This window comes from Butyricimonas sp. RTP31003st1_G1_RTP31003_210430 (genome assembly GCF_040920905.1).
GTDB classification, from domain to species: Bacteria; Bacteroidota; Bacteroidia; order Bacteroidales; family Marinifilaceae; genus Butyricimonas; species Butyricimonas paravirosa.
The window spans coordinates 20261-43868 of sequence record NZ_JBCOSQ010000044.1 but is presented as its reverse complement, the minus strand read 5'-3'; the positions used below and the strand labels follow the sequence as shown (position 1 = coordinate 43868).

The following is a 23608-nucleotide window of genomic DNA, read 5'->3' as shown; positions in this document are numbered from 1 at the left end:
ATTTCCCAACACATTGAGGTTACGGTTAAACAGCACGAATCCTTTCTTCCTGTAATCCACACGCATACCGTACGGACGCTCCACAAGGAAAGCATCCGCCGCTTTCTTTATATAGTTTTCCATAAAACTGAAATTAGAATTGCAAAAATACATCTTTTGTCCGGCAATGGCGAACAAATCAGGAAGAGAATCGCCACAGACCATGCAAAGCACACTACCGTGTATTTTATTTCCCACCCTGCAAAGGTAGTCCCGTGTCCGGTGTACCCTGTCAAGGTCAGGCCCCTTGCGGGGTTGGCTGAAAGAAAATCATCCTCGCCTGACGGCTGCGGTATTTTCTTTCGCCAAACCTTGCGGGTACGATCACGGGACAGTCTGGCAGGCGAGAAATAAAAATACCGGCTCCCGGAGCCGGACGTGTTTAACAGATAAAATTCAAAAGTCATGAAAATCCTGAATGAAGAACATTTCGAGAATGTAAAGCGTTATGCCGAATCCATCGGTGACACCTCGCTCCAAAAATGCCTGGAGCGGTTGAAGAGCTGGGAAGAAAATCCCGACCATCCCTGCGAAATCTCACTCTACTATGACCATGCCCCGTACTCGTTCGGCTTTACACAATGTTATCCCGACGGAAGGACAGGCATCGTGGGCGGTCTGCTCTATCACGGAATACCGGACCGCTCTTTTGCCGTAACACTACAACCGTTCCACGGATGGCAGATACACACCTGATAAAAGACAAACGACAGTATTAACTTCATAAAATTCAAGATTATGGAAACGACATTGGCAGTAATGGAAAGACAACAGCAGTTTGACTTCCAGAAAAACGGAATTGAAGTGATGAACTTCGAGACGCTTCAGCGTACCTACAAGGAAAACGACATCTACAACAACCCGGTGCAAGGTATCTACCATTACCAGGTCATCCGGCGCATGATGGACATCTGCGAGAAATACAATCTCGACTATGAGGTGGAGGAAATCTTCGCGGCCCAGAACAGGAACAAGACGCAGCCGGGAGTAAGCATCCTTCCGCAGGTGGAACAGACACATGGCGAAAAAGCCGTGGAAGCGCACATCCTGCGCCGTATCTTCGCCACCATCCGGATCAAGGACTGGGAGACGGACGAACTGACCACAACATTGGTCGTCGCCTACCACCAGGACGGCATACAGGCAGCCATAGGTCCCTGCGTGCTAATCTGTCATAACCAGTGTATCCTTTCACCCGAGCGAAGTGTCTGCAATTACGGCAAGAAGAAAGTCTCGACGGAAGAGGTGTTCGAAACCGTGGACGGCTGGCTTGCCAATTTCGAGGTGAACATGAACGAGGACATCGAACGCATACAACGGCTGAAACGCCGGGTTATATCTATGGAGGAAATCTATATGTATATAGGTCTGTTGACCGCGTTGCGCGTCTCCCACGACAGTTCGGACAGGAATCTGTCATCCTCCGTGGAAACCTATCCTCTGAACCAAGGGCAAATTTCTATATTCACGGAAGAGGTGCTTAAACTGGCTATGACCAAAGGGCAGATTACCGCTTGGGAGCTATACAATATAGCCACAGAGATATACAAGCCCGGAAAAACGGACTTCCCGGCACTGATTCCACAAAACGGAGCAATGGCGGAACTACTGCTTTCCCATCTGCCGGAAGCAGCTGAAGTACAGGATGCCGTTCCGGTAAGCTGACATACAAGCCGCACAAATGGCCTGATTCCGACAATACGCATAAGGGAGAACCTGACAGTCGAAAACAACTGAAAGATTCTCCCTTTTTCATTTACTTCTCAAAAAGCAGCATATATTCCACTTTCCTTCTCCGTTCGATGCTCGGAACCACTTTCCCCTTGTAGCATCTGAAGGAGACATATTCCTTATAGATATCGCGGTCACCCGACTCCAGTTTTTTCAACAGCCGGCTCTTGGGTATTTTTCCATACCCTTTGATACGGGAACAGCCCACATTATACGCAAGAACACTAACGATCAAAGAATCACGTCCCAGATAACTGAACATACGGCACAACTTACGGAGGTCTGCTCTCAGAATGGAATCACCTTGTGCTTTTGTAATACTGTTGGTAAACCTCTCCCCGGGAAGAACTTTGTGCCCCCACCCGACATAAGGCCAATGCTTTTTCTCTCCATGCCAACCCTCGAATCGCTTGACACACTCGACCGCAATACTGAACCTGTCCGGACTTGCCTTTATCGGATTCTCCGCCCTCGACGGCATACCCGGAAAAAAGACCGTGATGGAAAGCACCGCAAACCATATTGCTTTTAACTTCATCATAGGCAGGACCGGCTTAGTGTCCGACAATTGTGACCGGCAATTCCTTGCTATCCGCAGTCACGACGGAATCCTCGTCCTCCGCCTCGTTGTTGAAATCAAAAGTCAATTGGCAAATCTGTGCCGGTTCGCTGTTGTCCTCGAAATAGATGTCTATCGTCTGCTGGTTCTCGCTTTCAGAAGTGTAGTATAGCCTGAACACCTCCCTGTCAAGGGGATAGCGGTCATTGGGCAGCAACACCATCCCGTCATCCATACGGAGTGTACCCTTGCCGTCCGGCTGGAAATATCGGATGGTGTAGCGGGCATCGGAAAACCGTCCTTCACGTTTGAGTTCACACCGTATTTCCACCGTCTCACCTTTCACAATACGTGTGGGGACAGGCAGGGTCTCCACCTTGAACGGATAGGACTGCTGTACATCCATTTCATCATTGCAGGCGGACAACAGACAAGCCGCCAGACCCAGGAACAGGATTGCCATCATTCCGGCCAATTCTCTTTTTTTATTCAATGCATTCATATTCAATCAGATTTTAATACGTTATACTTAATTCTATTTTTACAGAAACTTGTTCTGCAGGTATTCGTTCAGATCCTTGTATCCTTTGTACAAAGAGGAACAGTCCACTATTTTATCCGCATAGCGTTTGCGGAGCGCCTCCAGCGTGCGCCGTCCGGCTTCGTCCCGGTCCAGGTAACAGTTGACTCTCTCATATCTGTCAAGAACGGGGAACGAGCGTTCCAGCAATGCCACCGAGTTCAGTACGAGATAGTCGTCGCCACATCCCAATTCGAGTTGCATCCACGAGAGGCAGTCGATAAACCCCTCGAAGAGATTGCAAGTATCCGAACCGTTGTCCATCAGCGAAATGTCTTTCGGAGAGAGACTGGCCTTAAAAAAGCGGTTGCGCACCTCGTACCCACCGCTGACATTCCTGAAACCGATGGCGAAATACCGCTTCCCGTGCAAGGTGTACCTGATCTCCTTGCAGTTCGGCATAGCCACATCACCGCTAATGCCACGTTCCGCCAGATAACGGAGCAGGACGCTGTTGTGCAGCGGTCCGGACTGTACCTTCGTGAAACTTTCCTGCCTATGGGAATCTTCCCTGTCATTTTCCCCGGAACGGGAAACGGTCTTGTGTTCGGGAGCAAGACCGCCCCATATCCCTGTGATGAACCTGGCCTGCGCCTTGAAATCCCCGCTGCCGATAAACTCCCCCGCAAGGGTGAATATGTCGCCTCCCTGTCCGGTACCGAAGTCATGCCATATATCCTTACGGACATTCAACTGGAACGAGGCGGTGCGCTCCTCCCGGTACGGGGCCAGATACCAATATTCATCCCCCCGTCTTCTTGCCGGTTCATATCCCATCCGTGCCAGAAAAACGGCGATTGGAATGTCTCTTATCTCTTCTATAGTCATAAGCGATACGGTTCTAATGGATTATGAATTTGACACCCAGACCGAATTGTGTCGTGAACAGGTCCAGCGAGCTTCCCCACAATACACGTTCCCGGATAGCGGCAAGAAGGACGATGCGGTCTGTCACGTATGCCTCAAGTTCCAGGGTTATCGCGCCGCCATAGACAAACGCATCCTTGGCGAGCAGCCTCGAACCGTCATACAGTATCCTCTCGCCCCAGTTCACGGTCTCATAGCCGGCCAGTGCGGAACCGCCGACCGAGAGGAAGACCGTCTTTGTCGGATCAGACAGGAATTTCAGATAATAGCCGCCTTCTGCCGTGAACTGCGCACGGGGTACGCTCGCATCCCGATACCCATAATTCTTCATCAGATACTCGGCGCCTATGACCCAGCGGTTGGCTTTTGGGGTGTATCCGGAAACGGCAAATCCGGTATAATAATTCAAGGGGGACTTTGAGCCGTTCGCAAATCCTCCGCGCAGTTCCACGCCCTTCATCCCGGGCAGGTACCGCTGGGCGTGCGCCCGCCCTGAAAACAGGGCAAGCGACACGGCTGTAACAAAAAGGAACAGATACTTCTTCATGGCTACTTCACTTTAAGTTCGTTGATAACCCCGGCTCTCACGATGTCCTCACTTTCCACGGTGAAGGTCTGGTGTCTGCCACCGCCTTTCTCGTGCATCTCCACCATCAGCACCTTGTCCGAGGGGATGGTGAATTTGTCGAAGACGAAAACGGTGCGCCCGTCCTTTTTCCCCGCGACGGACGTTACATAGTCGTAAGCACGCAGTGGGAATATCACCTGTTCCTGAATGGCGGTACGTTTCATCAGCTTCTTGTCCACAATTTTAAAAGTCACGAAATCCACCTCATAAGGCACGTTGGACCGGTTTTTTATCTGTGTATGAAAATAAAGCAAGCCGTTGTGCGTATAGAGTCCGCGGAGCAGGTACTGGATGCCGAACGCCTTGCTTCCGATATGCTTGATGTGCCGTCTGTTGTCCTTGTGGATGGACTTCGAGATAAGGTGTACCAATTTAGGCGATTCACAGCCCAATTCCTTCAGGTAGATGTCAAGGGCGTTGTTGGGGCGGTTCACCTCACTTCCGTCATGAATGAAATCCTTCATCTCGATATTCAGCAGCAGCGGCTCTTCCGCATACTTCACATTGAAGGTGTAAAAACTTCCGCTTTCGGTAATCACGGACATGTTGGTCTCCTCACGGAAGTCCTTCACGGTGGTCTTTACACGGATGACATTCTCCGCACCGTCCGCCTTGCCTGCAATGAGGTTCGGAGAACCGAGATCCACATAACGCACCGATGACGGGAAAATGATGTGCGTGGTCTTTCCATAGGTCACTTCCAGCCCGTATGGAGGTATCATCCTGTCAAAGGTGAGTTTACGGGTCAGACCGTGATAGAGGTCTCCGTCCTCCTCTTTTTGAGGATACACTTCCTTGGCCAGTGTGACGGCATTGTTTACCGCCGCTACGCTGTCGGCTTCATTTTGGGCGAAAGCGCCCACAGTGCCCCATGCAAGGGCAAGCATTACAAAAAACTTTTTCATGTCGATTGAATTTTAATGGATTGTTATTGATCGTTGTCTTGATAAAGCATCAGGGTATAGCCTGACTTGAGATGCGCCTTCTCTTCACGCATCTTCCGGGATATGTACTGCGAGACACCTTGTATGGCACCCTTTCCGAGTTCGGAAAGCAGCTGGTCACCTGCCGACTGGTTGGTGATGGAGATGCTCGTGCCGAGATTCTGCCCCAGATTGGCGGCAACCTCCCTGACGGCGTTAGCCTCCATTGACCCCGGAATGAAGATGCCGCCCTGTCCGTCATTGTCATACACGGCAAGTTCCACGGGGATGATGGTACCGCCATATTCCACCTGAAGGATATTGACGTGAAGCCTTTCACCCTGTATGCGCCCTTCTCCGGTAAGCAGGGAGTTTTTGGGCAGGATATGCTTCCCTACACGCATTGGCTCCAGCAGTCTCATCCTCACTCCCTGACCGCTGATGACGGTCTGGTCCCCGTGGATGCAGGCCCGGATGGTATTCCTCACATTTCTCTCTTCTTTATGACCGATTGGCGTGTGGAATCTTTCCGGTTGTGCCATTCCTGTAAGCTGTATAGAATCACTGACAGGCTGCGGCAACGATGATACCACCGGTGTGGAAACCAGCCCCACGGGAACGGCTTTCGCCTTTCCGTTCCGCCCGGGACTTTCATTATCGGAACGGCTGTCCGTATTCACACTGCCATTGCCCGGCATATACCTGGCCGCAAGCTCATAGGATTTTTCCAGGAGAGCTACCTGCTCCTCGTAACCCGGCTGCGCGTTCTGTGCGGCGACCGCCTGCTTGAGTTGTTCCACCTCGGCTTTCAACGCCTCCTTCTCCGGATCTTCCTGCGGTGACTCGTAAAAGTTGCCGAGCGTCCTGTTGATGTCATTGTAGGCGGAGACGGATGAAGAACAGGCTTCATTCCTTCTGTCACCTTCACGAGAACTGCCATCCTTGGCATCCGCATCCGGTGACAATTCCACGACAGTCCCGGAGTTCCCGTCTGCCATCCCGGAGAAATCCTCCAGCGTACGCAGTTTTTCCGTCTGTTTGCGTTTCATGTCAGCCTGCTCATAGGCGGCAATCTTGTCCCCTTCTATGCCCGCTTCCCTCGGATCGGGAAGCTCGGTGTTGAATCCCGCATTTTTTTCCTCTTTCTTTTTTTCCTCTTCGGACGGTGCGAAAATGAGCCACATCGCTCCGAGGAACAGGAGGAACATCCCGGCAAAAACCAGGTATTTCCTGATTTCCAGCCTCTGTTTCAATTTATTGACGTCATTACTCATTTTCTTTCTGATTGAATCGGTTAAAAAACTCTTCCATTTCCTGCACCCTTTTATCCGGGAGTGTATCGGCAGGAACGACATCCGGAATTTCTATCGGGGGTATCTCTATGATTTCCGGCCGTACATCCTCCCGTCCGATGTCATGGATGGCACGGAAAATCATATAGAAATTTCCGATGGCAAACAGGGCAGCCAGCATGACAATTGCCGGCACTCTCTTTTCCGGGCTAAGCCCGGCACACAGCTTCCGCAGCTTTTCTTCCGCGGATTCCTTGATTTTTACAAACATCTTTTTCATACATTCTGAATTTTAACGGTCATACACTCTTATATCCCTGTTCTCCACCACACGGAAGGCTTCGAGGATGAAGCCGTGCGGATTATTGTCGCTGCGGGTGGAGTTCAGCAGCCTGCCACGCGTGACGAGGCTGCGCTCGGTCACGCTCTTCTCCCTGATAATGGAGAGTTTCGCGTAGGTCACGACCTCATACGGATAGGTATGGAAATCGCACTTGACGCTGTCAATCCCTACACGCTGGTTCACGTTACCCGAAATTATCCGGTTGTAATATCCCTGCTCTGCCAGATCCACATAATGGGCATAGGCGGAACGGTCACTGAGGAACATGGCCCTCCGGATATTGCCTTCAATCGCATTCTTGTCGGGCGAGAGCGTAAAGAACAGTTCGTGGAACCGTCTGACATGCTCCCTTGCTTCCACCGGGCGGTTCTGCTCCAGGTCTTGTGAAAGGGCCAGCATCAGTGACTTGCCTTCATCCAGCACATAGATCTTCTCCCGTTGCGCTTCCGCGAAACTGTAAGCCTTCCATACGGAAAATCCCACAAGCAGGGTGCATACACACAGATAGACGATTCCGAACAGACGCAGGTGTCGGAAGCTGCTCTCGATATTTTTCAATGATTTGAATTCCATTCTGTAAATGTTTTATACTGTTATTACTTGATAAGCCTGCCGGCAATGTTTCCCACCGCCGCTCCGGCAGTCCCGGCCACCACGGAGCCTGTCTTGGATGCCGCCTGGTTCACGTTCTTTCCATAATTGCCCGCACCGCCTCCGGCCTGCACAATCCAGTTCGATACGGTCGGGATGGTGAAATACCCGATGATGCCGATAATGAGGAAAGTGATGTAAACCCCGTTTGAGCTGTCGGGGATGAAATCCGGGTCGGAAAGCTGTTCGATGTCCCTCTGCAGCATCAATATCTGGATTCTCGCCAGCACGCTGCTGAACAGGTCGCTTACGGGAAGCCACAGGTAGATACTGATGTAGCGGACGAACCACTGGCTGAGAGAAGCCTGGAAACCGTCCCAGCAGGAGATGGCAAAGGAAACGGGACCGAGTATCGAAAGCACGATCAGGAAGAATGTCCTCAGCGTGTCGATGACCAGCGCCGCCGCATTGAACAGGAGTTCCAGCAGTTCGCGGAAGAAATTCTGCACGGCCCTTTTCATGTTGTACATGGCACGGTCCACATACATTCCGCAGGCTTCTATAGCGTCAAACGCGCCCAGCTCGTCCAGCCTGTTGTCAAAAGTCTCCTTGTCGACCAGATAGGCTGTCTCGGGATTCCGTTTCATCGCCTCAGTCTCCAGCTTGTCCTTCTGCGCCCTGTACTCGTTCATGTCAAAGGTCTGCGACTCCAATATGGTATGGGTCCCTTTCACGACGGGCGAGAGGATGCTGTTCAGCGTACCCAGAACGAGTGTCGGAAAGAACATGATACAAAGCCCCAAGGCGAACGGACGCAAAAGCGGAAAGACATCCACAGGCTCGGCACGGGCCAGAGCCTGCCATACACGATACGCCACATAGAAAAGCGCTCCCAAACCGGCAAGGCCTCTTGCCACACCGGTCATCTTTGAGCAGAGCGGCATCATTTCCACATACAGATTCTGTAAAATCTGATGCAGGTTGTCAAAATCTATAGCCAACAATAACATAATGAAAGCGGATTAGGAATAATTACCAATAACGTTCGTTCGGTGAGCCGTAGAGTGCCATCACGCGGTCCAGGTCGTTCCGTTTCTTGGCGCGCAGGTAGGACACCCCGATGTTCTTGTTGGTGTAATACTGTACCAGACTGCGGTTTTGCAACATGTCGTTGTAGCAGCGGTCGATGATATCCATCCTTTCCTTGTCGTTCATGGAAAGCCCGTTCTCGTTGACCACCGTCTTCAAATCGTTCAGCAGATGGGCACTTTCTTCCAGCAGTTTGGTGTACCCCAAAGCAATCGCGCTCAGTTCTTCCGGCGTAAAATACGGGTCGCTGAGCATACGCTCGAAGCTGGTGACATAGATGTCCGTGATATCGCCCACCATCAGGATGGTCTGCTGAACCTTGCGGGCATCCCGGACAAGGTTCTTGACCTTGCGAAGCCCGTCGTAATACTCCTTGCCCTGCCGGTAGATTTTCACGGTTTCCTGAAAACTATTCGCCATATTGGTGGCAGTGGAGGACGTGTGAACGATGTTCTTGGCGGCATTGATGATTCCCTGCGCCAGATTGCCCGGGTCGCTCACTACCCATTGGGCTTTCGCTGTGAGGCTGACAAGGAAACAGCCCATGCACAGCATAAGAATTTTCTTTTTCATGATGTTCCTGTTTTTAATTGTGAATAATTCTGTTAAAAGTCAGATTCCCATTTTCCGTCCTTTGGACGGCGGGTTCCGGAGGATAGGCTTGTGTACCGGTCTCGGACGGTCTACCTCTGCCACTTTTTCTTTCCCGTGTCTGAGGAATGCGAAGAATTCGTCTGCATACGGCCTGCGTCCGGTCATTCTGACGAAACGGGCGTCCAGCTCCCGGTAGGCTTTCTCCGCCTGGCACGAGCGTTCCGTCGCGGAAGCGTTCTTGTCTATGCCGTACTTGGTGAGAAAGTCAGGACTGATATGCAGTATGTCGTGGACGGCATCCGGCGAGGCCGCAATCCGTCCCAAATTCTCCAGTTCCCCATTCAGCTTTTCCAGGTAGAAATCCGGCAGACGGACATCCCCGATGCTTTCCGCTGCCTTTTCCGCATTCCTGCACAGGCGGCTTTCCAATGCCACCCCCTCGTCATATGCCGGTTCCGGTCCGGAACGGTGCAGTCTGTCAAGCCTGTCATAATCATCCGCAAGCCCGTACCTGAGTGCCACATACCGTGAGGGCGGCATAAGATACACAGCCAGGTTGCAGAGTTCCCACACGTCACTCTCTTTCCGATGGAAATCCAGAATCCGTACAGATGACCGTACTTCTTCCGGTGACGGCCGTTCCTGCTTGCTTTCAGGATATACCTTCAAGTAAGCATCCCGCATGAACGTGTGCATGGCGAGCATTCCGTGGACGGAATCGGCTTTTTCGGGATTGACATCCGCAAGCCAGCAACCGTTCTTCTCCATGAAATACGTGTTTTTCAATGCCGTCATCAATTCTGACCTGTCCGTTTCCACCGTTTTTTCCGGTGTCGGGAACAGGTGCGAGTTTGACAACAGGCAGGCAACTTGGGTAATCACATCCTCGGACTTCCTGTACCGCCTGACCAGTTCCGTCAGCTTCCGGTACTCCTTTTCCCGGACGAACTTTCTTATCTGTTTCATCACTTCCGTCAACTCCTTGAGGCGTGGCTCGTCCAGATAGCGGCGTTGCTGTTCTTTTATCCATTCTTCCATTCCCATGATTCATGATTGTTTTTCGGTTTCCATATGATTTCAATCCCTATCACTTGTTTCGCTTGCTTTCTGCCAACTGCTTGATGGCAAGTTCGATGTTGCCACCGATTCTTTCCGTAAGCCGCATAAGTTCAAGTTTCTCGGTTTCTTCAGTAGTGTAGCATATGTACTCCTCAAGTGAGACTTCCGTGGCATAGACCGCCGACTGCGTACCGCCCAGACCAATCCAGACTTCCTTGTACTTTCTGGACGGATTGTTCGCCATATTGATGGAAAGTATCTGTGCCCGCTCCTTGTCGGTCAGACCGAGCAACGCTTGGATCTCATCGAACTTGTTCATATACTTGCGCTGGTCAAGCAGAATCTTACAGTCACTATTATTAATGATGGTACCCTTGACAATCGGAGAAGAAATGATGTCCTCCACTTCCTGGGTCACGACCACGGCCTCGCCGAAAAATTTTCTGACGGTCTTGAAAAGATAGCGGATGTAATTGCTCATATTGGCGGATGCCAATGCCTTCCAGCACTCTTCGATAAGGATTATTTTCCGGATACCTTTCAACTTGCGCATCTTGGTGATAAAAGTCTCCATGATGATGATGGTGACAATCGGAAGCAGCACTTTGTTATCGCGAATGTTGTCCAGCTCAAAAACGATGAAGCGTCTGTTCAGCAAGTCCAACTGCTTGTCGGAGTTGAGCAGGAAGTCATATTCACCGCCACGGTAATAGGGTTCCAGCACATTCAGGAATCCCCATACATCAAAATCCTTCTCACGGGTTCGCTTCTCTTTCAGGATATCCTGATACTCGTCACGGATAAATTCATAGAAGGTATTGAAGGAGGGTTTTATGCTGCTGTCCCTGCGGATTTTCTCCAGAAAGAGATTGACCGCATTGGATAGCGCCACTTCCTCGGCACGTGTCGGCGGCTCGTCGTCACGCTTCCACAGGGTAAGGATAAGCGTCTTGACGGATTCTTTCTTCTCGATATCGAAAATCCCGTCTTCCACGTAAAAAGGATTGAAAGCTATCGGGTCTTTTTCTTCATAAGTGAAATAAATCCCGTCCTCGCCGTGTGTACGCGCATGGATAAGGCTGCACAGTCCCTGATAGGAGTTTCCGGTATCCACTAACAGCACATGCGCACCCTGCTCGTAATACTGGCGTACCATGTGGTTGGTGAAAAAAGATTTCCCGCTGCCCGAAGGGCCGAGGATGAATTTGTTCCGGTTGGTGATTGTGCCGTTCTTCATCGGCAGGTCGGAAATATCCAGATGGACGGGTTTTCCGGTCAGGCGGTCCACCATGCGGATGCCAAACGGAGAGAGCGAGTCCTTGTAGGAGGTTTCCCCGATGAACAGGCACAGGGCCTGCTCGATAAAGGTGTGGAAACTCTCCTCGGACGGGAAATCTCCGGCATTGCCGGGTATCGCCGCCCAGAACAGGGTCGGCACATCCACCGTGTTGTGGCGCGGTTTGGCTTCCATCAACGCCAGTTGGCTGCCCACATCGTTCTTGATGCGCTTGAGCTTTTCCCGGTCATCGCTCCATGCCATGACATTGCAGTGCGCACGGATGGAAACCAGCCCCTTGCTGTGCGCCTCGTTCAGATACTCCTCAATCCATTCGCGGTTGATCTGGTTGGAACGGCTGTAACGGGAAAGCGAGTGCATGTTCCGGGCGGTCTGCTCGAACTTCCTGAGAATCTCCGCCGAATCGTCGATGAAGAGGTACTGGTTCACGATATGGTTGCACGTGAGCAGGATGCCTATCGGTGCGGCAAAGGACAGGCGGCAGTCGCTCCGGTCTGTCGAAAGCCGTTCATACCGGCAGTCGGTGGATACGTTTGACGGCAGGTCTTCCGGATCGGAAAGCGTATGAAGGCAAAGGTAATTGTCCCCGACCTTCATTTCCCCTGCACCGAGAGACAGATCCTGCAAGCAGGTGGTGTCTTCCTGGGACATGGAAAAATATTTCTCTATGATGCCGGCTGAATTCTTGGTTCCGATAATTTCCTCATCCGTCAGGCGGATGATACGGATCAGACCGCTGTCGTTCACGATGCGCTCGAACTGCCCGCAACTTTCCATAAAACGGGTAACGGTTTCCTTGTCCTGCATCTCTTTGGGAATGATGAATCCCCGTGTAAGCGCGTTGAAACTGCTGGTTGTCCGGCTGTGCTCTTTCGTGGTCTTCGTCAGGAAAAGGTAACAGGTGTGCTGCAAGTACGGCCGTTCGTTGAAATGCCGCTCGAAACTGCGGCTCAGAAAACTCAGGTCTTCCTTGCAGATGTCCGGCCTGTAACCCTCTTCGATGAAGAAGTCCTGCTTATGCACGATGCTGTAGTTCGGCAATACCTTGACCGCCTTCGCCCAGGTGGAGTGCATGGACTCGTACTCGGCCCGTGTCAGCGTGAAGAGTTCCGGCAGTTCCACCCGGTATGCCACGGTGATGTCCGCATCCTTGCTGATGATGCAGCCGTTCTCCACGGCCAATAACGGAAACTTGCTTTCCAGCGTGGCTGTTTTCATTACGTTTTTCATGCCTTTCTGTTTTTAATAGTTGAAGAAAACAACCGGAGGAACTTTCTCCGGCTGATGATGTAGCGGGGATGGCTGCGCAGCGCATGGAGTTTCATAAGCCCCCATTCGCCGTATTTCGTGTTCATGCTGAAGGTCGCCCAGACCAGCACCAATGCGGAGATGACCCCGAAACCGATGCAGACCCACTGGCCTATGCCTGCCATGTACATGATGACGAACACCACGAACAGGGCGAGCAACCCTCCGGCAAAGATGAACAGGTACTGGCTCTTGAGTCCCTTGAACTCCGGGCTGCGACCGATTCCCTTGTTGACAGGATACTTCGCCATATTACAGGAAGAATGAACGTAAGATGGTGGCAGCCACAATCAGGAAGATACACGCACCGAACCAGCTGGCGGCGGTCTTTGAAGTGTCCGGGTCACCCGACGAGAACTTGGAATATACCTTCACGCCCCCGATAAGGCCGATAACGGCGCCGATGGCGTAAATCAACTTGGTTCCGGGATCGAAATACGAAGTGACCATGTTGGTCGCTTCCGAGATACCGGCGATACCGTTGCCTTGGGCGAAAGCCCCCATTGAAACCAGCAGCGTCATGGCTGCCAAAAAGAATCTTTTTTTCATGTGTCGAAACTTTTAATTGGTGAGACAAAAATGATTTCGACTGCGAATATATAGTGCTTAATCCATTGATTTACAAACTGTACGACTTGTGACACCTTATGACGTCACGTTACATCGGCAAGGGGTTTTCAAGCATTCAAAAAGGGTTTTCCCGGCAATATGAAACAGTAAAAACAGGGATAAGGAGAAAGCGGCATTTCATTTCTTCCGGCAAAGGTAGCCCCGTGTCCCGGGAAACCCGGCAAGGCGGCCCTGCGGGCTGGTTGCCGTGAAATAATCATCCTCGCTGCGCTTGCGGTATTTTTTCACGGCAAGCCTTGCGGGATTCCGGACCGGGGCGGAAAAGCCTTCAGGAAATAAAATACCGTTCGGTTTGAATGGATATATGTAAAAACAAAAAACAGAAGATAACATGGAAACAAGAAACAATCAGACAGTGGCTTTCACGGGACACCGTAAGGAACGTATTCTGCAAGGGTCCGGAAACGATTCCCGGATACTTGCACAAATCAGGGAAGCTGTGACCGGAGTGGTAACAGAACTGTACGGGCAGGGATACAAGGAATACTACACCGGGATGGCCAGCGGATTTGATATGACTGCTGCGGAGGCGGTCTTGCAGGTCAGGGAGAGATACGAAGATATCAAGCTCATAGCGGCAGTACCTTTTCGGAAACAGCCCTTGTGGTTTGAAGCGGAAGACCAGCTGTTGTATGCCCGTCTGTTGGAAAGGATGGACCGGGTGGTCATGGTTTCCGAGAATTACCACAAGGGCTGCTACCTTCGCAGGGATGAATACATGGTGCGTAAAGCGGATACAGTCATAGCCTATTGGGATCTTGTACCGAAAGGGGGAACATTCTACACGGTGAACAAGGCGTTGGAAAGCGGAAAGTCGGTCATCAATCTTTATGAAAGGATGAAATAGCGGCTGTCTGTATTGGAATGGAAAAGCGAAGTGTGAAAGCCGGTCGGCCTTCACACTTCGCTTCTTTTCATATATACATTACCTATTCCTCAGAACCGGAAGAGAGGGCACGCTGTTTCCTCCGTTCCTCCTTCTTCGCTTTCTGTTGCTTCTTCTTGACCTCCATTTCAGCCATAATCTGCTTTAAGGGCTTGACCGTTTCCGGGTTTTCACGCTTGAATCGTTTGAAATAGATACTTTCAATGAACTGCGGAAGCGGGGCTTTCCATGCCTCCTGCTTGTGGTTGTCTATCTTGCCGAGCTTGTCGGGGTTCAGACCCAGTTCACGGGCCATCTGTACCTGCTTGTCCGAAAGGCGGTGACGCTTCTGCGCCACCATCCATTTTTCCAATATCGCTTTTGTCATTGCCATCGTTCATTTTTTTTGCAAAGATAGAATTTTTGCATTGATTTCTCTTAAATACTTGTTTGTCAGCATTATCTTATAGTCCATACCTGTTGGCGGAATTAAATTATAGGTATAGGCGTTTAGTGCGCACTAACTTTATGGATTTTGCCTACTTTTGCAGGCATGGAACAACGCGATAAATTCAAAGGAGTGGAATCAATCAAATTTTATAGTCGTTTTACCGATGATGCCTCATGCCTTGAGTACTTGTCCTCGATAAAGTGGGCAGACGGCTTCAAATGCAAGAAATGCGGTCATACCAATTATTGCAATGACAGATATCCCTATTCTCGCCGTTGTACACGCTGTAAGTATGACGAGAGCGTTACCAGCGGAAGCATGTTCGACAAGATAAAATTCCCGCTTGTCTACGCTTTCCACATAGCCTTCAAAATATCGACAAAGAAGAAATGGATGTCCTCTTTGGAACTGGCGGAAGAATATTGTATGCGTCAGAAAACCGTATGGGAATTCAAGCGTAAGATACAGAAAGCCATGCGGAGCAGCGGTAATTATCCTCTTAAAGGAGAGGTACATGTCGATGAGTTTTATATCGGAGGAGAAGAGGAAGGAATCATTGGACGAAGCACGGAAGGCAAAAAGAAGCTTGTGATAGTCGCGTTGGAGATTGTCCGAGACGGCGTGGGACGTGCGTATGCCCAAGTGATAGATGATGCTTCGGCAAGTTCTTTTCGTCCGTTCTTCGACAGATACATATCAAAGGACGCAAAAGTCATAACCGATGAATGGTCAGGCTACCTGCCGTTAAAGAAAGATTATCCAAAATTGGAGCAACGCCCTTCGGATAAGGGCAAAGGGCATCCACAGATTCATATTCACATCATGAACATAAAGGGATGGTTGCGTGGAATACACCACCATTGCTCCAAAGAGCATCTTCAAGGATACCTTGACGAGTATCATTTCAGGTTCAACCGCCGTAATAATATGGACACAATCTTCGATATGCTACTTCGTCGAATGATTTGTCAAAAGAAAACTGACTGATAATCAGCTGTGAATGTAGTGCGCTCTAAACGCCTATACCTATAAATTATAAAAGATTTATGTTTAAAAAGTTGTGCATATTGTTGATATTTAGTAAATTAAAGGTGACTAAACTTTTAATAGACAAATATCGTATGCACAACTTATATGCAATATTCGCAAAATTACTGAACATATGCAAGCAAATTGCCGGCAATTTAGTCAATGAATCCGGGAATGTACCAAGACGAGGAGTCGTCCCTAAATTCTCAGACCTTGAAGTAGTGGCTTTGAACATGGCATCAGAGGCTGTTGGTATTGACAGTGAGTCGCTGTTGTTTGCAAAGCTACAGGAATATAGGGTTGAAATACCCAACCTTATTTCCCGCCGACAATACAATGACAGGCGTAAAATAACTTCCTCCCTATGTAATGCAATCCGAGAAAGAATGGTTTCTAAAATGGATGGTGGTGAAGACTATTTCTGTATTGATTCGAAACCGATAGAAGTATGTCGTATTGCCCGTTCCAAACGTTGCAGTATGGGAAAGAAGGATTTTAGAAAAGCACCTGGGGTAGGATACTGCGCATCACAAAGCATGTATTATTATGGGTATAAACTCCATGCAGTCTGCTGGTTAAGTGGTATCATCCATTCCTTTGACCTCACTAAGGCAAGTGTGCATGACATTCATTACCTGAAGGATGTGAAAGTGGATTATAGTAATTGTACAGTCATAGGGGACAGAGGATATATAAGTGCCCAAGTGCAATTGGATTTGTTTGAAACTGCCAATATCAGATTGGAGGTACCATACAGATGTAATCAAAAAGAATGGAAGCCAACATTCCCAGCTTTTGCCAAAGCGAGAAAAAGAATTGAAACCCTATTCTCGCAATTGTGTGACCAGTTTATGATTATAAGGAATTATGCGAAAGATACAGATGGATTGTTTGCCCGGATTATTGGGAAGATTAGCGCACTTACAATCCTTCAATATATTAACTACAAAAATGAAAAGCCTATTGGCAGAGTTAAATATGCGCTATTTTAATTCCGCCAACAGGTCATGCTAATAAAACTATATAAAGTTTTCGTTGTCGGCACAGAATGTAGCCGTGCATACCACCTTGCCTGTTCCTACGTTCGTAACCTGGAAGGTGTAATCCCCTTGCCAGGCCTCGCTTTTGAGCGAATCGAATGCTTTCCGGCAAGCCTCATAAACCTGTTTGTCACATTCTTCTATCGTACCTTTCTTGGTGAAGAGCTTGCCGGTGATACCGAGGGCTGACTGGAAGGCGTTCTCTATTTTCCCCATCTCTTCGAGAAAGTCGGGGTGTGAGGCCGACATGCTGGAGAAGCCGTAGGTGTAAGTCACTTCCGTCACAGGATCGTCATCATCGCTGCAAGCGGTGAAGGTGAAAGTAAGGATGGCGACAGCCATCATCGTCAGCAGTGCTGACATTTTTTTGATTGAACTTTTCATTTTGATTTATTGTTTTTGAAATTTACAATACTTCGGTAAATTTTTACCGAAAAATTAAAAGTTAAACAATAGAACCGGCAAAAGCTGGTTCGAAAACACTAAAGAGGTCATTGAAATGTTGTCAAAAACGAATGGTTAAGCATGAAGAAATGTACTGAAAAAAGAGTGCTAACCTGCTGGTAATAAAGGTGGAAAGTATTGCATAATTCGTTGATTTTTAGTAAATTAGAAGTCTCCCAACTCTTCTGATTATGACTAAAGAAACACTCCTTATGCAATACCAATCCGAGTGCCTATCGGCTCTCAAATCAGTCGTGAATATACACAAACCTTTTGAAAAAACGTTCATGGATGCAATGAAATTATTCATGGCCATCCCTGATCGTATAAACTTCCTCCAATTGGGTAGGTATGGACGTTTTTCGGAACAGACCTACCGTAACCTTTTTGAGCATGAAACTTTCGACTGGTTTGCGTTCAACGGCTCTATCATCAGCAAGCATCTCACAGGTAAAAGAAAAGCCATCGCCATCGATCCTTCCTATATCCCCAAATCAGGCAAGAAGACACCTTGGATAGGTTACTTCTGGTCTGGTTGTGCAGGAGAGTACAAGCGTGGATTGGAAATCATGGGCATCGGTGTCATAGACATCGACAACCATGAATGCATGACTTTAGGTTCCATTCAGACACCGGATTGTAAAACCTTGGATAATATGGACAAGAACCTGGTTGACTGGTATAGTAGCTATCTCATCAGTAGAAAAGACAAGCCTACAGAGCATATCCAAAACGCTGGTTGCAGACGCATTCTTTTCCAAGGAAACTTTCATAACGCCTATGTGTGAGAGTGATTTCCATGTCATCAGCCGCTTTAGGAATGACGTAGTCCTATACTATCCGACATTGGAAAAGAAAACAGGAAAACGTGGCCATCCAAAGTGGTTTGACGGAAGAATCGACTTTGCCAATCTGGATCTGACCCGGTGCAAGGAATACGAGGTGAACAAAGGAAAGCTATACGGATTGAGGGTATATGCAAAAGCTCTCAAAAGGTATGTTTCCTTAGCCATCTGGTATCCGATGGACGGGAGGACAGACAAGTGGCAGCTTTACTTCTCTACAGACGATTCGATGGATGGACGGGAGGTTCTGGATTATTACAGAACCAGGTTCCAATTGGAATTTTGAGAGATGGTAAGCAACATGCAGGAATCACCAACTGTCAGTCAACCGACTTCAGAAAGTTGGATTTTCACTTCAATGCATCGCTTGCTGCTGTCAACTTGGCCAAAGCGGCATGTAAGAGGCTCGGAATAACCTATTCCATATCCTCCTGCAAGTCTTTTATACACAATGCTTATATGCTTGAACGATTTATTTGCGTGTTCGGGATTAACCCAGACATGCAAGTTATTGACAAACTTTTCAAAGAACTCATTTTATTTACTGCCAGAGCCGCTTAGGCGTGGCTATTTTTTAACGAACTATTGAATTTATAAATTCTGACATATTGGCTGAATAAAGATTGCCATAGTTTTCAGCATTATACACCATAACATGGCTTCCGACAGTATTGATGAACAGCCGGTAATAGAGGTCGCGCATAGCCACCTCCTTGTTATCGGTTATTTGTTCGATAAAGGTGGAGGTGAAACGGTTGCTCATCCACACTTTCATCTCTGAATTGAAGACATCAGCCTTGGATGTTTCGTCGCCGTTGGCCGCAGTGACGAACAGCATCCCGGGGATGCCCTCGCACTGCTTCATCACACCGCCCGAAAAACAAGCCTCCACCATCATGAGAAGTTTACGGTAACGCCTTTTGCGGTTCATATCCTCAAAAACAGAAGACAGTTTATCGCCTGTCATGGCGTAAGCTTCCTCATCCCAACACATGGCCCCCGGCACACCGTGTCCGCTCCAGAAAACGAACAGGTTGTCGTTCTCAGTAGATTCGATTACCGTGGGCAGTTTTTCGCTTTTTTCGCCACTGAGAATGGCAAGTATATCTTTTGTATTCAACGATGACATACGATAATCAATCTCTACATTTTCGTATACATTGTTTCCCCCGATAGTCACCTGTATGACTCCCTTGTTGGGATTTGATATATTATCGGCTATGTCATCCTCGACAATGAGAATGATACGGTCGTCGGTATATCCGGCTTGTCTGAGCTGCTGATAGATAGCGAGCACATCTGCCTGATGGCGGTAATTGGTCCATTCCTTGGAGGAAGCGACAAGGAGTGCCCAGTTGCCGGTATGTGCAGGGTAATTGAATTCTCCTGAATTGTCGAAATCCTGCATCCGGGAGGCTTTCCAGTTCCAACCGGCAAGTGTCGCATCCGTGCGGTTCCCCCCGTCGCTGGTGTTATAGTCAAGGATGATGTACTGTCCGTTGTAAACCTTGAAATTATAGTAAGTGGTGGCAAGTACATTGGTAAACACCTTGGCATCGAACCTTAAATGTCCTGACGCTCCACGGACATAGGGCGACTTTCCGGCAGCGAGCGCATCCACCACAAGCCCCATATCCTCACCTGTCCAGCTGCCCATGTTCAAGCCTTCACCCGAAACAACGGCCCTTAATGATTTCTGTAACGACAACTCCGGTCTGAACTGCTGGTACCATGCGGCATAGCCGATGAGCATAGCGGCATCGTAGAGCTGAGATTCTCCAAGAGTAGGCGTAGCATTGAAAAAGGTCCTGTAACTTACGTCAAACCCCGACTCAGGGTCGGCACCAAATGCGACTCCCTCTATGCCTTCGGCGGCATCACCGTGAATCTTGAGTACATCCGCACCGTAGGCGGTATCCGAAAACAACATCCGCGGTACACTGCGCCCGTTCAGACTTTGTGCTTTATGCGCTTCAAGCATCGGCTTCATCTCTTCTATTTCAGAGGGGATACATATCACATACTCTGCACCTGACTGCATGGCTTGGCGAGACACATCAGCTATATTGTCAGAGGTGTAAGCATAGCATCCCATGTTTTCCAAGCCCAGTTCGCGTGCTTGAAATGCGAACCAGTCAATGAACGTTTGTCCGTAACCGTCGTTCTCCTTGACCAAAAGTGCCACACTTTTACCCTCATAGTTAATCACCTTGGAGAGAAGCACCTCACATTGCGTAATGTCGGTCTCGGTCATCGCCCAAAGATAGCCTGTCGATGCGTATGCACGAACCAGTTGTTCGGCGGTGGCGAGAGTGAAGAATGTTTTGCCCACAATAGTCAGTTCCGCCGCGAGGATTGCCGCATTGGAAGAATACAGCCCGCCGATTACGGCATACACCTCGTCGTTGAATGCCAGCGACCGGGCAAGTTCCCGCACATCGGTCTTTGCCTCATCGTAGTATTCAAACTTTAACCTTATACCCGCTTCGTGGTTCTTGAATGCACGCTCAAAGTTGGTTGTAAACATTCCCAATGTCCTTTTCCAATGCACATCAAGCCCTTTCTCCATGGGAAGCACCACGGCAACAACCTTCTCTGTCCACTGCTTGTTGTCAGGAGACAGGGAAGGCTCATCGTCCGAACAGCTCCACAGACCAATCAGGCAGAGGAGCGGTGCAATAAGTTTAATAACCACTTGTTTCATAATACTCTTTCTCAAAAATCATAGCCTGAGGGCGCATTCCATTGACTAAGCTGCTGAAATCATTCACGTATCGGGGTGCGACCAGCCAGTCGGCATACCCGCTTTCAAGACCGTAAAGTTGGTTCTCCGGCATATCCCCTGTGACGACCCATTCCGTCAGATACCTGTAAATCAATTGGTCAATATGCTTAATGACCGAACCCGTAATCCGGTTGGAGAGGCTTGACTGATCGATGTCCATACCTGCAAGGTACGGTGAGACCTCAAATTCACGGGAGTAGCGGTATATACCGGCGTTGGAGCCACCTGCCACCGGAAAGATGAAGTCGTAATCAACCGCCCAATCGCTCATTTTCCGGTAAGCGAGCGAAGCCGACACATATCCCGTCCAATCATCCGCCAGATACTCCACATCGCAGTCACTGCCATAGCCTGCAATAAAACCGTCCTTGGCTATGTTGATGGGGCTGTCGGTATTATTGGCAAGCAGCACCAGAGGTGTCATCTCAGAACATTTTCTTGCACATACTCCTGCAAGGTATGAAGCCCCGAACATCGAAATCTGGAAGGTATGGATGTTCTCGTCCTTATACTGTTTCCGGCTTTCAAAAAGCAGAATACTTTTGTTGGGTGTCAAGTCGTGTTCTGCCAGATAAAGTTCCGCCATTGGCTCATAATCACTGCTACCTAATACAAAAAGCACGGGTATGCTGCTTTGGGGACGTTCAAGCCAGTCCGCAAAAATTTTCTCAGCCTCTTGCAGGGATTCCGGGGAGTAGATATAGATGTCTATATCTCCGTTTTCCATCTTGAATCTCTGAACACCCTCAAGTATACGGTCATTATAGCTCATGTCACCCAATCCCCCCGGAGAGAAGAGAAAAACAATCTGTGGTGCCGGAGATTCCGGCTCCAACTCATCGGTATGATTACAGGATGACAACGCTCCTGTTACCAGGAACGTTGTCATTGCCAAGATAGCGCGGAAAGTATTGTGCATACTAATCAAACTTATGACCACATTCGGAGCATGTATATGGTCCGGATGCAAATGTTTTCCACTTATGACCACAATTGGGACATTTTTCAGTCCATCTTGCCGGGAAGTATTGGTCTATAGCAAGATTATCCCCGTCCATGTATTCCTCCGGAACGATTACGACTGTCATGTCCGGTTCTTTGAAATTCTTGAGAGCATTGAACGAAACGGTGTAAAAGATACTTTCGTCCGAACCGGGTGTGAGTGAGATTCTGCCGCAGTTGTCAGGGAGTTTGACTGTGCGTTGCTTTCCGTCCCACTGATCGAGAATGAACTTCTCACACACTCCATGGGCAGCCTCCTTTGAGTCTGCTACCAATATAAACCGGGCAGCATCATCCTTTTTCTGATAGAGATTTCCGGCATCAGCTTGGTCGACTATTATCTTGTCGATATTCTCCAACATTTTTTCTCCAGACGGTCCTTGTGGCTCATCGTCGTTGCTGTAAGCAGTGAAAGCGAGCATTGCCATCACTGAAGCAAACATGATTGTTAAAAATTTCTTTACCATAACAAGTTGTTTTTTAATTGATTGTTACCCGTTGGCGGAATTAATTTAAGTTGATAAAGATGAGTAAAAAGTTGCACATATCGTTGATTTTTAGTAACTTAGCGACAATCAAAACATTAAGTTCAAACCATCGTATGTACAACCTTTATACAAAATTCGTCAAAATACTTGAGATATGCAAGCAATTCTCTGAAAATCTCGTCAATGAATCGGGTAATGTTCCACGCCGTGGTCCTGTTCCTAAGTTTTCTGACTTGGAAGTAGTGGCACTGTCCCTGACAGCAGAGACAGAGAGCATTGATAGTGAGAAGTGGTTGTTCGACTATAAATTGCAAGAGTACAAGGACTGCATTCCCAATCTCATATCAAGGAGACAGTTCAATGACCGCAGGAAGAAAACTGCAGGCTTGTGTGAGGAACTGCGCAAAAGGGTTGCCATGGAAATGGATGGTGGAGAGGAACAATTCTTTGTTGACTCCAAGCCAATAGAGGTCTGTAGGGTTGCAAGAGGGAAACGATGCAAGATGGGACGTACCGGTGATTTCTCGCAAGCTCCAGACTTCGGTTTCTGCGCTTCGCAGAACACGTATTATTTTGGTTATAAGTTACACGCTCTCTGTTGGTTATGTGGAGTTATCCATTCCTATGATCTCTCAAAGGCAAGTGCGGCTGATCTCCATTATATGAAGGATGTGAAACATGCTTATCACGACTGTAGCATCTATGGCGACAAAGGGTATATTGGAGCTGATGTACAGCTTGACTTGTTCGAAACCGCACACATAAGACTGGAGTGTCCGTATCGGCTCAACCAGAAGGACTGGAAGCCGACATTCATTCCGTTTGCAAAGGCAAGAAAGAGGATTGAGACAATATTCTCACAACTTACAGACCAGTTCTTGGCCATCAGAAACTATGCGAAAATAACGAATGGTTTGTTTGCCAGAATCATCGGCAAAATTAGTGCACTTACCATTCTGCAATACGTAAACTTCATCAACAACAAGCCCATTGGCAGAATTAAGTATGCACTAAATTAATTCCGCCAACGGGTAGTCCATAATATATAAGTGCCAATATTGGCAAAAAAATAATATAATCCTTGCATGGACGGATTATAGTCATTACCTTTGTATTGTAAAAAAATGCC

The 23608-nt window shown here is 48.6% G+C and carries 25 protein-coding genes and 1 pseudogene; 7 read left to right on the top strand and 19 right to left on the bottom strand.

All coding sequences use genetic code 11. The annotated features are described in order from the left end of the window. Window positions 1–444: 444 nt before the first annotated feature. Window positions 445–735 carry a DUF4120 family protein gene (locus AB5542_RS13955; protein ID WP_005832116.1) on the top strand — a complete coding sequence of 97 codons (291 nt, stop codon included), beginning with the start codon at window positions 445–447 and terminating at the stop codon, window positions 733–735. Window positions 736–777: 42 nt separating this feature from the next. After that, window positions 778–1704, top strand: a complete 927-nt coding sequence (locus tag AB5542_RS13950; RefSeq protein WP_005832118.1) for a hypothetical protein — start codon at window positions 778–780, stop codon at window positions 1702–1704. A gap of 91 nt (window positions 1705–1795) precedes the next feature. Here AB5542_RS13950 and AB5542_RS13945 read toward each other — a convergent pair whose 3' ends face one another. The 14 genes from AB5542_RS13945 to AB5542_RS13880 are packed head-to-tail and all read right to left on the bottom strand — an operon-like array spanning window position 1796 to window position 13449. Beyond that, window positions 1796–2311, bottom strand: a complete 516-nt coding sequence (locus AB5542_RS13945; protein WP_005832121.1) for a glycoside hydrolase family protein — start codon at window positions 2309–2311, stop codon at window positions 1796–1798. Between the two features lie 13 nt (window positions 2312–2324). Beyond that, a complete protein-coding gene (locus AB5542_RS13940; protein WP_005832123.1) occupies window positions 2325–2831 on the bottom strand; it encodes a DUF3872 domain-containing protein in 507 nt (168 codons plus the stop codon). A gap of 39 nt (window positions 2832–2870) precedes the next feature. Further along, window positions 2871–3737 carry a toprim domain-containing protein gene (locus AB5542_RS13935; protein WP_005832125.1) on the bottom strand — a complete coding sequence of 289 codons (867 nt, stop codon included), beginning with the start codon at window positions 3735–3737 and terminating at the stop codon, window positions 2871–2873. Window positions 3738–3750: 13 nt separating this feature from the next. Beyond that, on the bottom strand, window positions 3751–4323 hold the full coding sequence (locus tag AB5542_RS13930; protein WP_005832127.1) for a conjugal transfer protein TraO: 573 nt from the start codon (window positions 4321–4323) through the stop codon (window positions 3751–3753). Window positions 4324–4325: 2 nt separating this feature from the next. Further along, window positions 4326–5309: a conjugative transposon protein TraN gene (gene traN / locus AB5542_RS13925; RefSeq protein WP_005832129.1), complete on the bottom strand. Its 984-nt coding sequence runs from the start codon at window positions 5307–5309 to the stop codon at window positions 4326–4328. Window positions 5310–5332: 23 nt separating this feature from the next. Then, window positions 5333–6601 (bottom strand): conjugative transposon protein TraM, encoded by a 1269-nt coding sequence (gene traM, locus AB5542_RS13920; protein WP_005832131.1) that lies wholly within the window; start codon window positions 6599–6601, stop codon window positions 5333–5335. Then, window positions 6594–6899, bottom strand: a complete 306-nt coding sequence (locus AB5542_RS13915) for a TraL conjugative transposon family protein (protein WP_005832133.1) — start codon at window positions 6897–6899, stop codon at window positions 6594–6596. Before AB5542_RS13915 ends, traM begins: the two co-directional genes overlap by 8 nt. Before the next feature lie 12 nt (window positions 6900–6911). Further along, the gene (gene traK, locus AB5542_RS13910) at window positions 6912–7535 is read right to left on the bottom strand and encodes a conjugative transposon protein TraK (protein ID WP_005832135.1); all 624 of its coding nucleotides are present in this window, start codon (window positions 7533–7535) and stop codon (window positions 6912–6914) included. 23 nt (window positions 7536–7558) lie between these two features. Continuing rightward, entirely contained in the window at window positions 7559–8563 is a 1005-nt protein-coding gene (gene traJ, locus AB5542_RS13905; RefSeq protein ID WP_005832138.1) for a conjugative transposon protein TraJ, read from the bottom strand. A 22-nt stretch (window positions 8564–8585) separates the two neighbouring features. Then, window positions 8586–9215 carry a DUF4141 domain-containing protein gene (locus tag AB5542_RS13900; RefSeq protein ID WP_005832139.1) on the bottom strand — a complete coding sequence of 210 codons (630 nt, stop codon included), beginning with the start codon at window positions 9213–9215 and terminating at the stop codon, window positions 8586–8588. A 39-nt stretch (window positions 9216–9254) separates the two neighbouring features. Then, on the bottom strand, window positions 9255–10280 hold the full coding sequence (locus AB5542_RS13895) for a hypothetical protein (RefSeq protein WP_117589903.1): 1026 nt from the start codon (window positions 10278–10280) through the stop codon (window positions 9255–9257). 43 nt (window positions 10281–10323) lie between these two features. Further along, window positions 10324–12822: a TraG family conjugative transposon ATPase gene (locus tag AB5542_RS13890; protein ID WP_005832144.1), complete on the bottom strand. Its 2499-nt coding sequence runs from the start codon at window positions 12820–12822 to the stop codon at window positions 10324–10326. Beyond that, the gene (locus AB5542_RS13885; protein WP_005832146.1) at window positions 12819–13151 is read right to left on the bottom strand and encodes a DUF4133 domain-containing protein; all 333 of its coding nucleotides are present in this window, start codon (window positions 13149–13151) and stop codon (window positions 12819–12821) included. The genes AB5542_RS13890 and AB5542_RS13885 overlap by 4 nt, the downstream gene beginning before the upstream one ends. 1 nt (window position 13152) lies before the next feature. Continuing rightward, a complete protein-coding gene (locus AB5542_RS13880; protein ID WP_005832149.1) occupies window positions 13153–13449 on the bottom strand; it encodes a DUF4134 domain-containing protein in 297 nt (98 codons plus the stop codon). A 412-nt stretch (window positions 13450–13861) separates the two neighbouring features. Between AB5542_RS13880 and AB5542_RS13875 the strand changes: the two genes are divergently transcribed. Further along, window positions 13862–14377, top strand: coding sequence for an SLOG family protein (locus AB5542_RS13875; RefSeq protein WP_005832151.1), 516 nt, complete (start codon window positions 13862–13864; stop codon window positions 14375–14377). Between the two features lie 82 nt (window positions 14378–14459). Here AB5542_RS13875 and AB5542_RS13870 read toward each other — a convergent pair whose 3' ends face one another. After that, window positions 14460–14789 (bottom strand): hypothetical protein, encoded by a 330-nt coding sequence (locus AB5542_RS13870; protein ID WP_034522578.1) that lies wholly within the window; start codon window positions 14787–14789, stop codon window positions 14460–14462. A gap of 159 nt (window positions 14790–14948) precedes the next feature. Between AB5542_RS13870 and AB5542_RS13865 the strand changes: the two genes are divergently transcribed. Together AB5542_RS13865 and AB5542_RS13860 are read left to right on the top strand one after the other, a co-directional pair. Beyond that, a complete protein-coding gene (locus AB5542_RS13865; RefSeq protein WP_080597339.1) occupies window positions 14949–15833 on the top strand; it encodes an IS1595-like element ISPrsp1 family transposase in 885 nt (294 codons plus the stop codon). A 59-nt stretch (window positions 15834–15892) separates the two neighbouring features. Then, on the top strand, window positions 15893–16867 hold the full coding sequence (locus tag AB5542_RS13860; protein WP_005832156.1) for an IS982-like element ISPrsp2 family transposase: 975 nt from the start codon (window positions 15893–15895) through the stop codon (window positions 16865–16867). 27 nt (window positions 16868–16894) lie between these two features. On the opposite strand, the gene AB5542_RS13855 is transcribed toward AB5542_RS13860, so the two are convergent. Beyond that, window positions 16895–17299 carry a hypothetical protein gene (locus AB5542_RS13855; protein WP_005832157.1) on the bottom strand — a complete coding sequence of 135 codons (405 nt, stop codon included), beginning with the start codon at window positions 17297–17299 and terminating at the stop codon, window positions 16895–16897. A gap of 251 nt (window positions 17300–17550) precedes the next feature. Here AB5542_RS13855 and AB5542_RS13850 point away from each other — a divergent pair. Further along, window positions 17551–18765: pseudogene (locus tag AB5542_RS13850) on the top strand (transposase). Between the two features lie 13 nt (window positions 18766–18778). Here AB5542_RS13850 and AB5542_RS13845 read toward each other — a convergent pair. Genes AB5542_RS13845 through AB5542_RS13835 form a run of 3 tightly spaced genes read right to left on the bottom strand, consistent with a single transcriptional unit; the run spans window position 18779 to window position 22458 of the window. Continuing rightward, window positions 18779–20908, bottom strand: a complete 2130-nt coding sequence (locus AB5542_RS13845) for a C13 family peptidase (protein WP_149920711.1) — start codon at window positions 20906–20908, stop codon at window positions 18779–18781. Continuing rightward, entirely contained in the window at window positions 20889–21908 is a 1020-nt protein-coding gene (locus AB5542_RS13840; protein ID WP_005832166.1) for a BMP family ABC transporter substrate-binding protein, read from the bottom strand. Before AB5542_RS13840 ends, AB5542_RS13845 begins: the two co-directional genes overlap by 20 nt. A 1-nt stretch (window position 21909) precedes the next feature. Next, window positions 21910–22458 (bottom strand): hypothetical protein, encoded by a 549-nt coding sequence (locus tag AB5542_RS13835; RefSeq protein WP_005832168.1) that lies wholly within the window; start codon window positions 22456–22458, stop codon window positions 21910–21912. Between the two features lie 59 nt (window positions 22459–22517). Between AB5542_RS13835 and AB5542_RS13830 the strand changes: the two genes are divergently transcribed. Then, a complete protein-coding gene (locus AB5542_RS13830; protein ID WP_034522583.1) occupies window positions 22518–23498 on the top strand; it encodes an IS982 family transposase in 981 nt (326 codons plus the stop codon). Window positions 23499–23608 lie beyond the last annotated feature (110 nt).

Bases quoted from the DNA above. Each gene is read 5' to 3' on its own strand.
- AB5542_RS13840 (WP_005832166.1), bottom strand. From the start codon at position 21,908: ATGCACAATACTTTCCGCGCTATCTTGGCAATGACAACGTTCCTGGTA.
- AB5542_RS13855 (WP_005832157.1), bottom strand. From the start codon at position 17,299: ATGAAAAGTTCAATCAAAAAAATGTCAGCACTGCTGACGATGATGGCT.
- AB5542_RS13875 (WP_005832151.1), top strand. From the start codon at position 13,862: ATGGAAACAAGAAACAATCAGACAGTGGCTTTCACGGGACACCGTAAG.
- AB5542_RS13915 (WP_005832133.1), bottom strand. From the start codon at position 6,899: ATGAAAAAGATGTTTGTAAAAATCAAGGAATCCGCGGAAGAAAAGCTG.
- AB5542_RS13935 (WP_005832125.1), bottom strand. From the start codon at position 3,737: ATGACTATAGAAGAGATAAGAGACATTCCAATCGCCGTTTTTCTGGCA.
- AB5542_RS13870 (WP_034522578.1), bottom strand. From the start codon at position 14,789: ATGGCAATGACAAAAGCGATATTGGAAAAATGGATGGTGGCGCAGAAG.
- traK (WP_005832135.1), bottom strand. From the start codon at position 7,535: ATGGAATTCAAATCATTGAAAAATATCGAGAGCAGCTTCCGACACCTG.
- AB5542_RS13940 (WP_005832123.1), bottom strand. From the start codon at position 2,831: ATGAATGCATTGAATAAAAAAAGAGAATTGGCCGGAATGATGGCAATC.
- AB5542_RS13835 (WP_005832168.1), bottom strand. From the start codon at position 22,458: ATGGTAAAGAAATTTTTAACAATCATGTTTGCTTCAGTGATGGCAATG.
- traJ (WP_005832138.1), bottom strand. From the start codon at position 8,563: ATGTTATTGTTGGCTATAGATTTTGACAACCTGCATCAGATTTTACAG.
- AB5542_RS13955 (WP_005832116.1), top strand. From the start codon at position 445: ATGAAAATCCTGAATGAAGAACATTTCGAGAATGTAAAGCGTTATGCC.
- AB5542_RS13895 (WP_117589903.1), bottom strand. From the start codon at position 10,280: ATGGGAATGGAAGAATGGATAAAAGAACAGCAACGCCGCTATCTGGAC.
- AB5542_RS13890 (WP_005832144.1), bottom strand. From the start codon at position 12,822: ATGAAAAACGTAATGAAAACAGCCACGCTGGAAAGCAAGTTTCCGTTA.
- AB5542_RS13860 (WP_005832156.1), top strand. From the start codon at position 15,893: ATGTTTAAAAAGTTGTGCATATTGTTGATATTTAGTAAATTAAAGGTG.
- AB5542_RS13885 (WP_005832146.1), bottom strand. From the start codon at position 13,151: ATGGCGAAGTATCCTGTCAACAAGGGAATCGGTCGCAGCCCGGAGTTC.
- AB5542_RS13845 (WP_149920711.1), bottom strand. From the start codon at position 20,908: ATGAAACAAGTGGTTATTAAACTTATTGCACCGCTCCTCTGCCTGATT.
- AB5542_RS13945 (WP_005832121.1), bottom strand. From the start codon at position 2,311: ATGATGAAGTTAAAAGCAATATGGTTTGCGGTGCTTTCCATCACGGTC.
- AB5542_RS13880 (WP_005832149.1), bottom strand. From the start codon at position 13,449: ATGAAAAAAAGATTCTTTTTGGCAGCCATGACGCTGCTGGTTTCAATG.
- AB5542_RS13950 (WP_005832118.1), top strand. From the start codon at position 778: ATGGAAACGACATTGGCAGTAATGGAAAGACAACAGCAGTTTGACTTC.
- AB5542_RS13900 (WP_005832139.1), bottom strand. From the start codon at position 9,215: ATGAAAAAGAAAATTCTTATGCTGTGCATGGGCTGTTTCCTTGTCAGC.
- traN (WP_005832129.1), bottom strand. From the start codon at position 5,309: ATGAAAAAGTTTTTTGTAATGCTTGCCCTTGCATGGGGCACTGTGGGC.
- traM (WP_005832131.1), bottom strand. From the start codon at position 6,601: ATGAGTAATGACGTCAATAAATTGAAACAGAGGCTGGAAATCAGGAAA.
- AB5542_RS13830 (WP_034522583.1), top strand. From the start codon at position 22,518: ATGAGTAAAAAGTTGCACATATCGTTGATTTTTAGTAACTTAGCGACA.
- AB5542_RS13930 (WP_005832127.1), bottom strand. From the start codon at position 4,323: ATGAAGAAGTATCTGTTCCTTTTTGTTACAGCCGTGTCGCTTGCCCTG.
- AB5542_RS13865 (WP_080597339.1), top strand. From the start codon at position 14,949: ATGGAACAACGCGATAAATTCAAAGGAGTGGAATCAATCAAATTTTAT.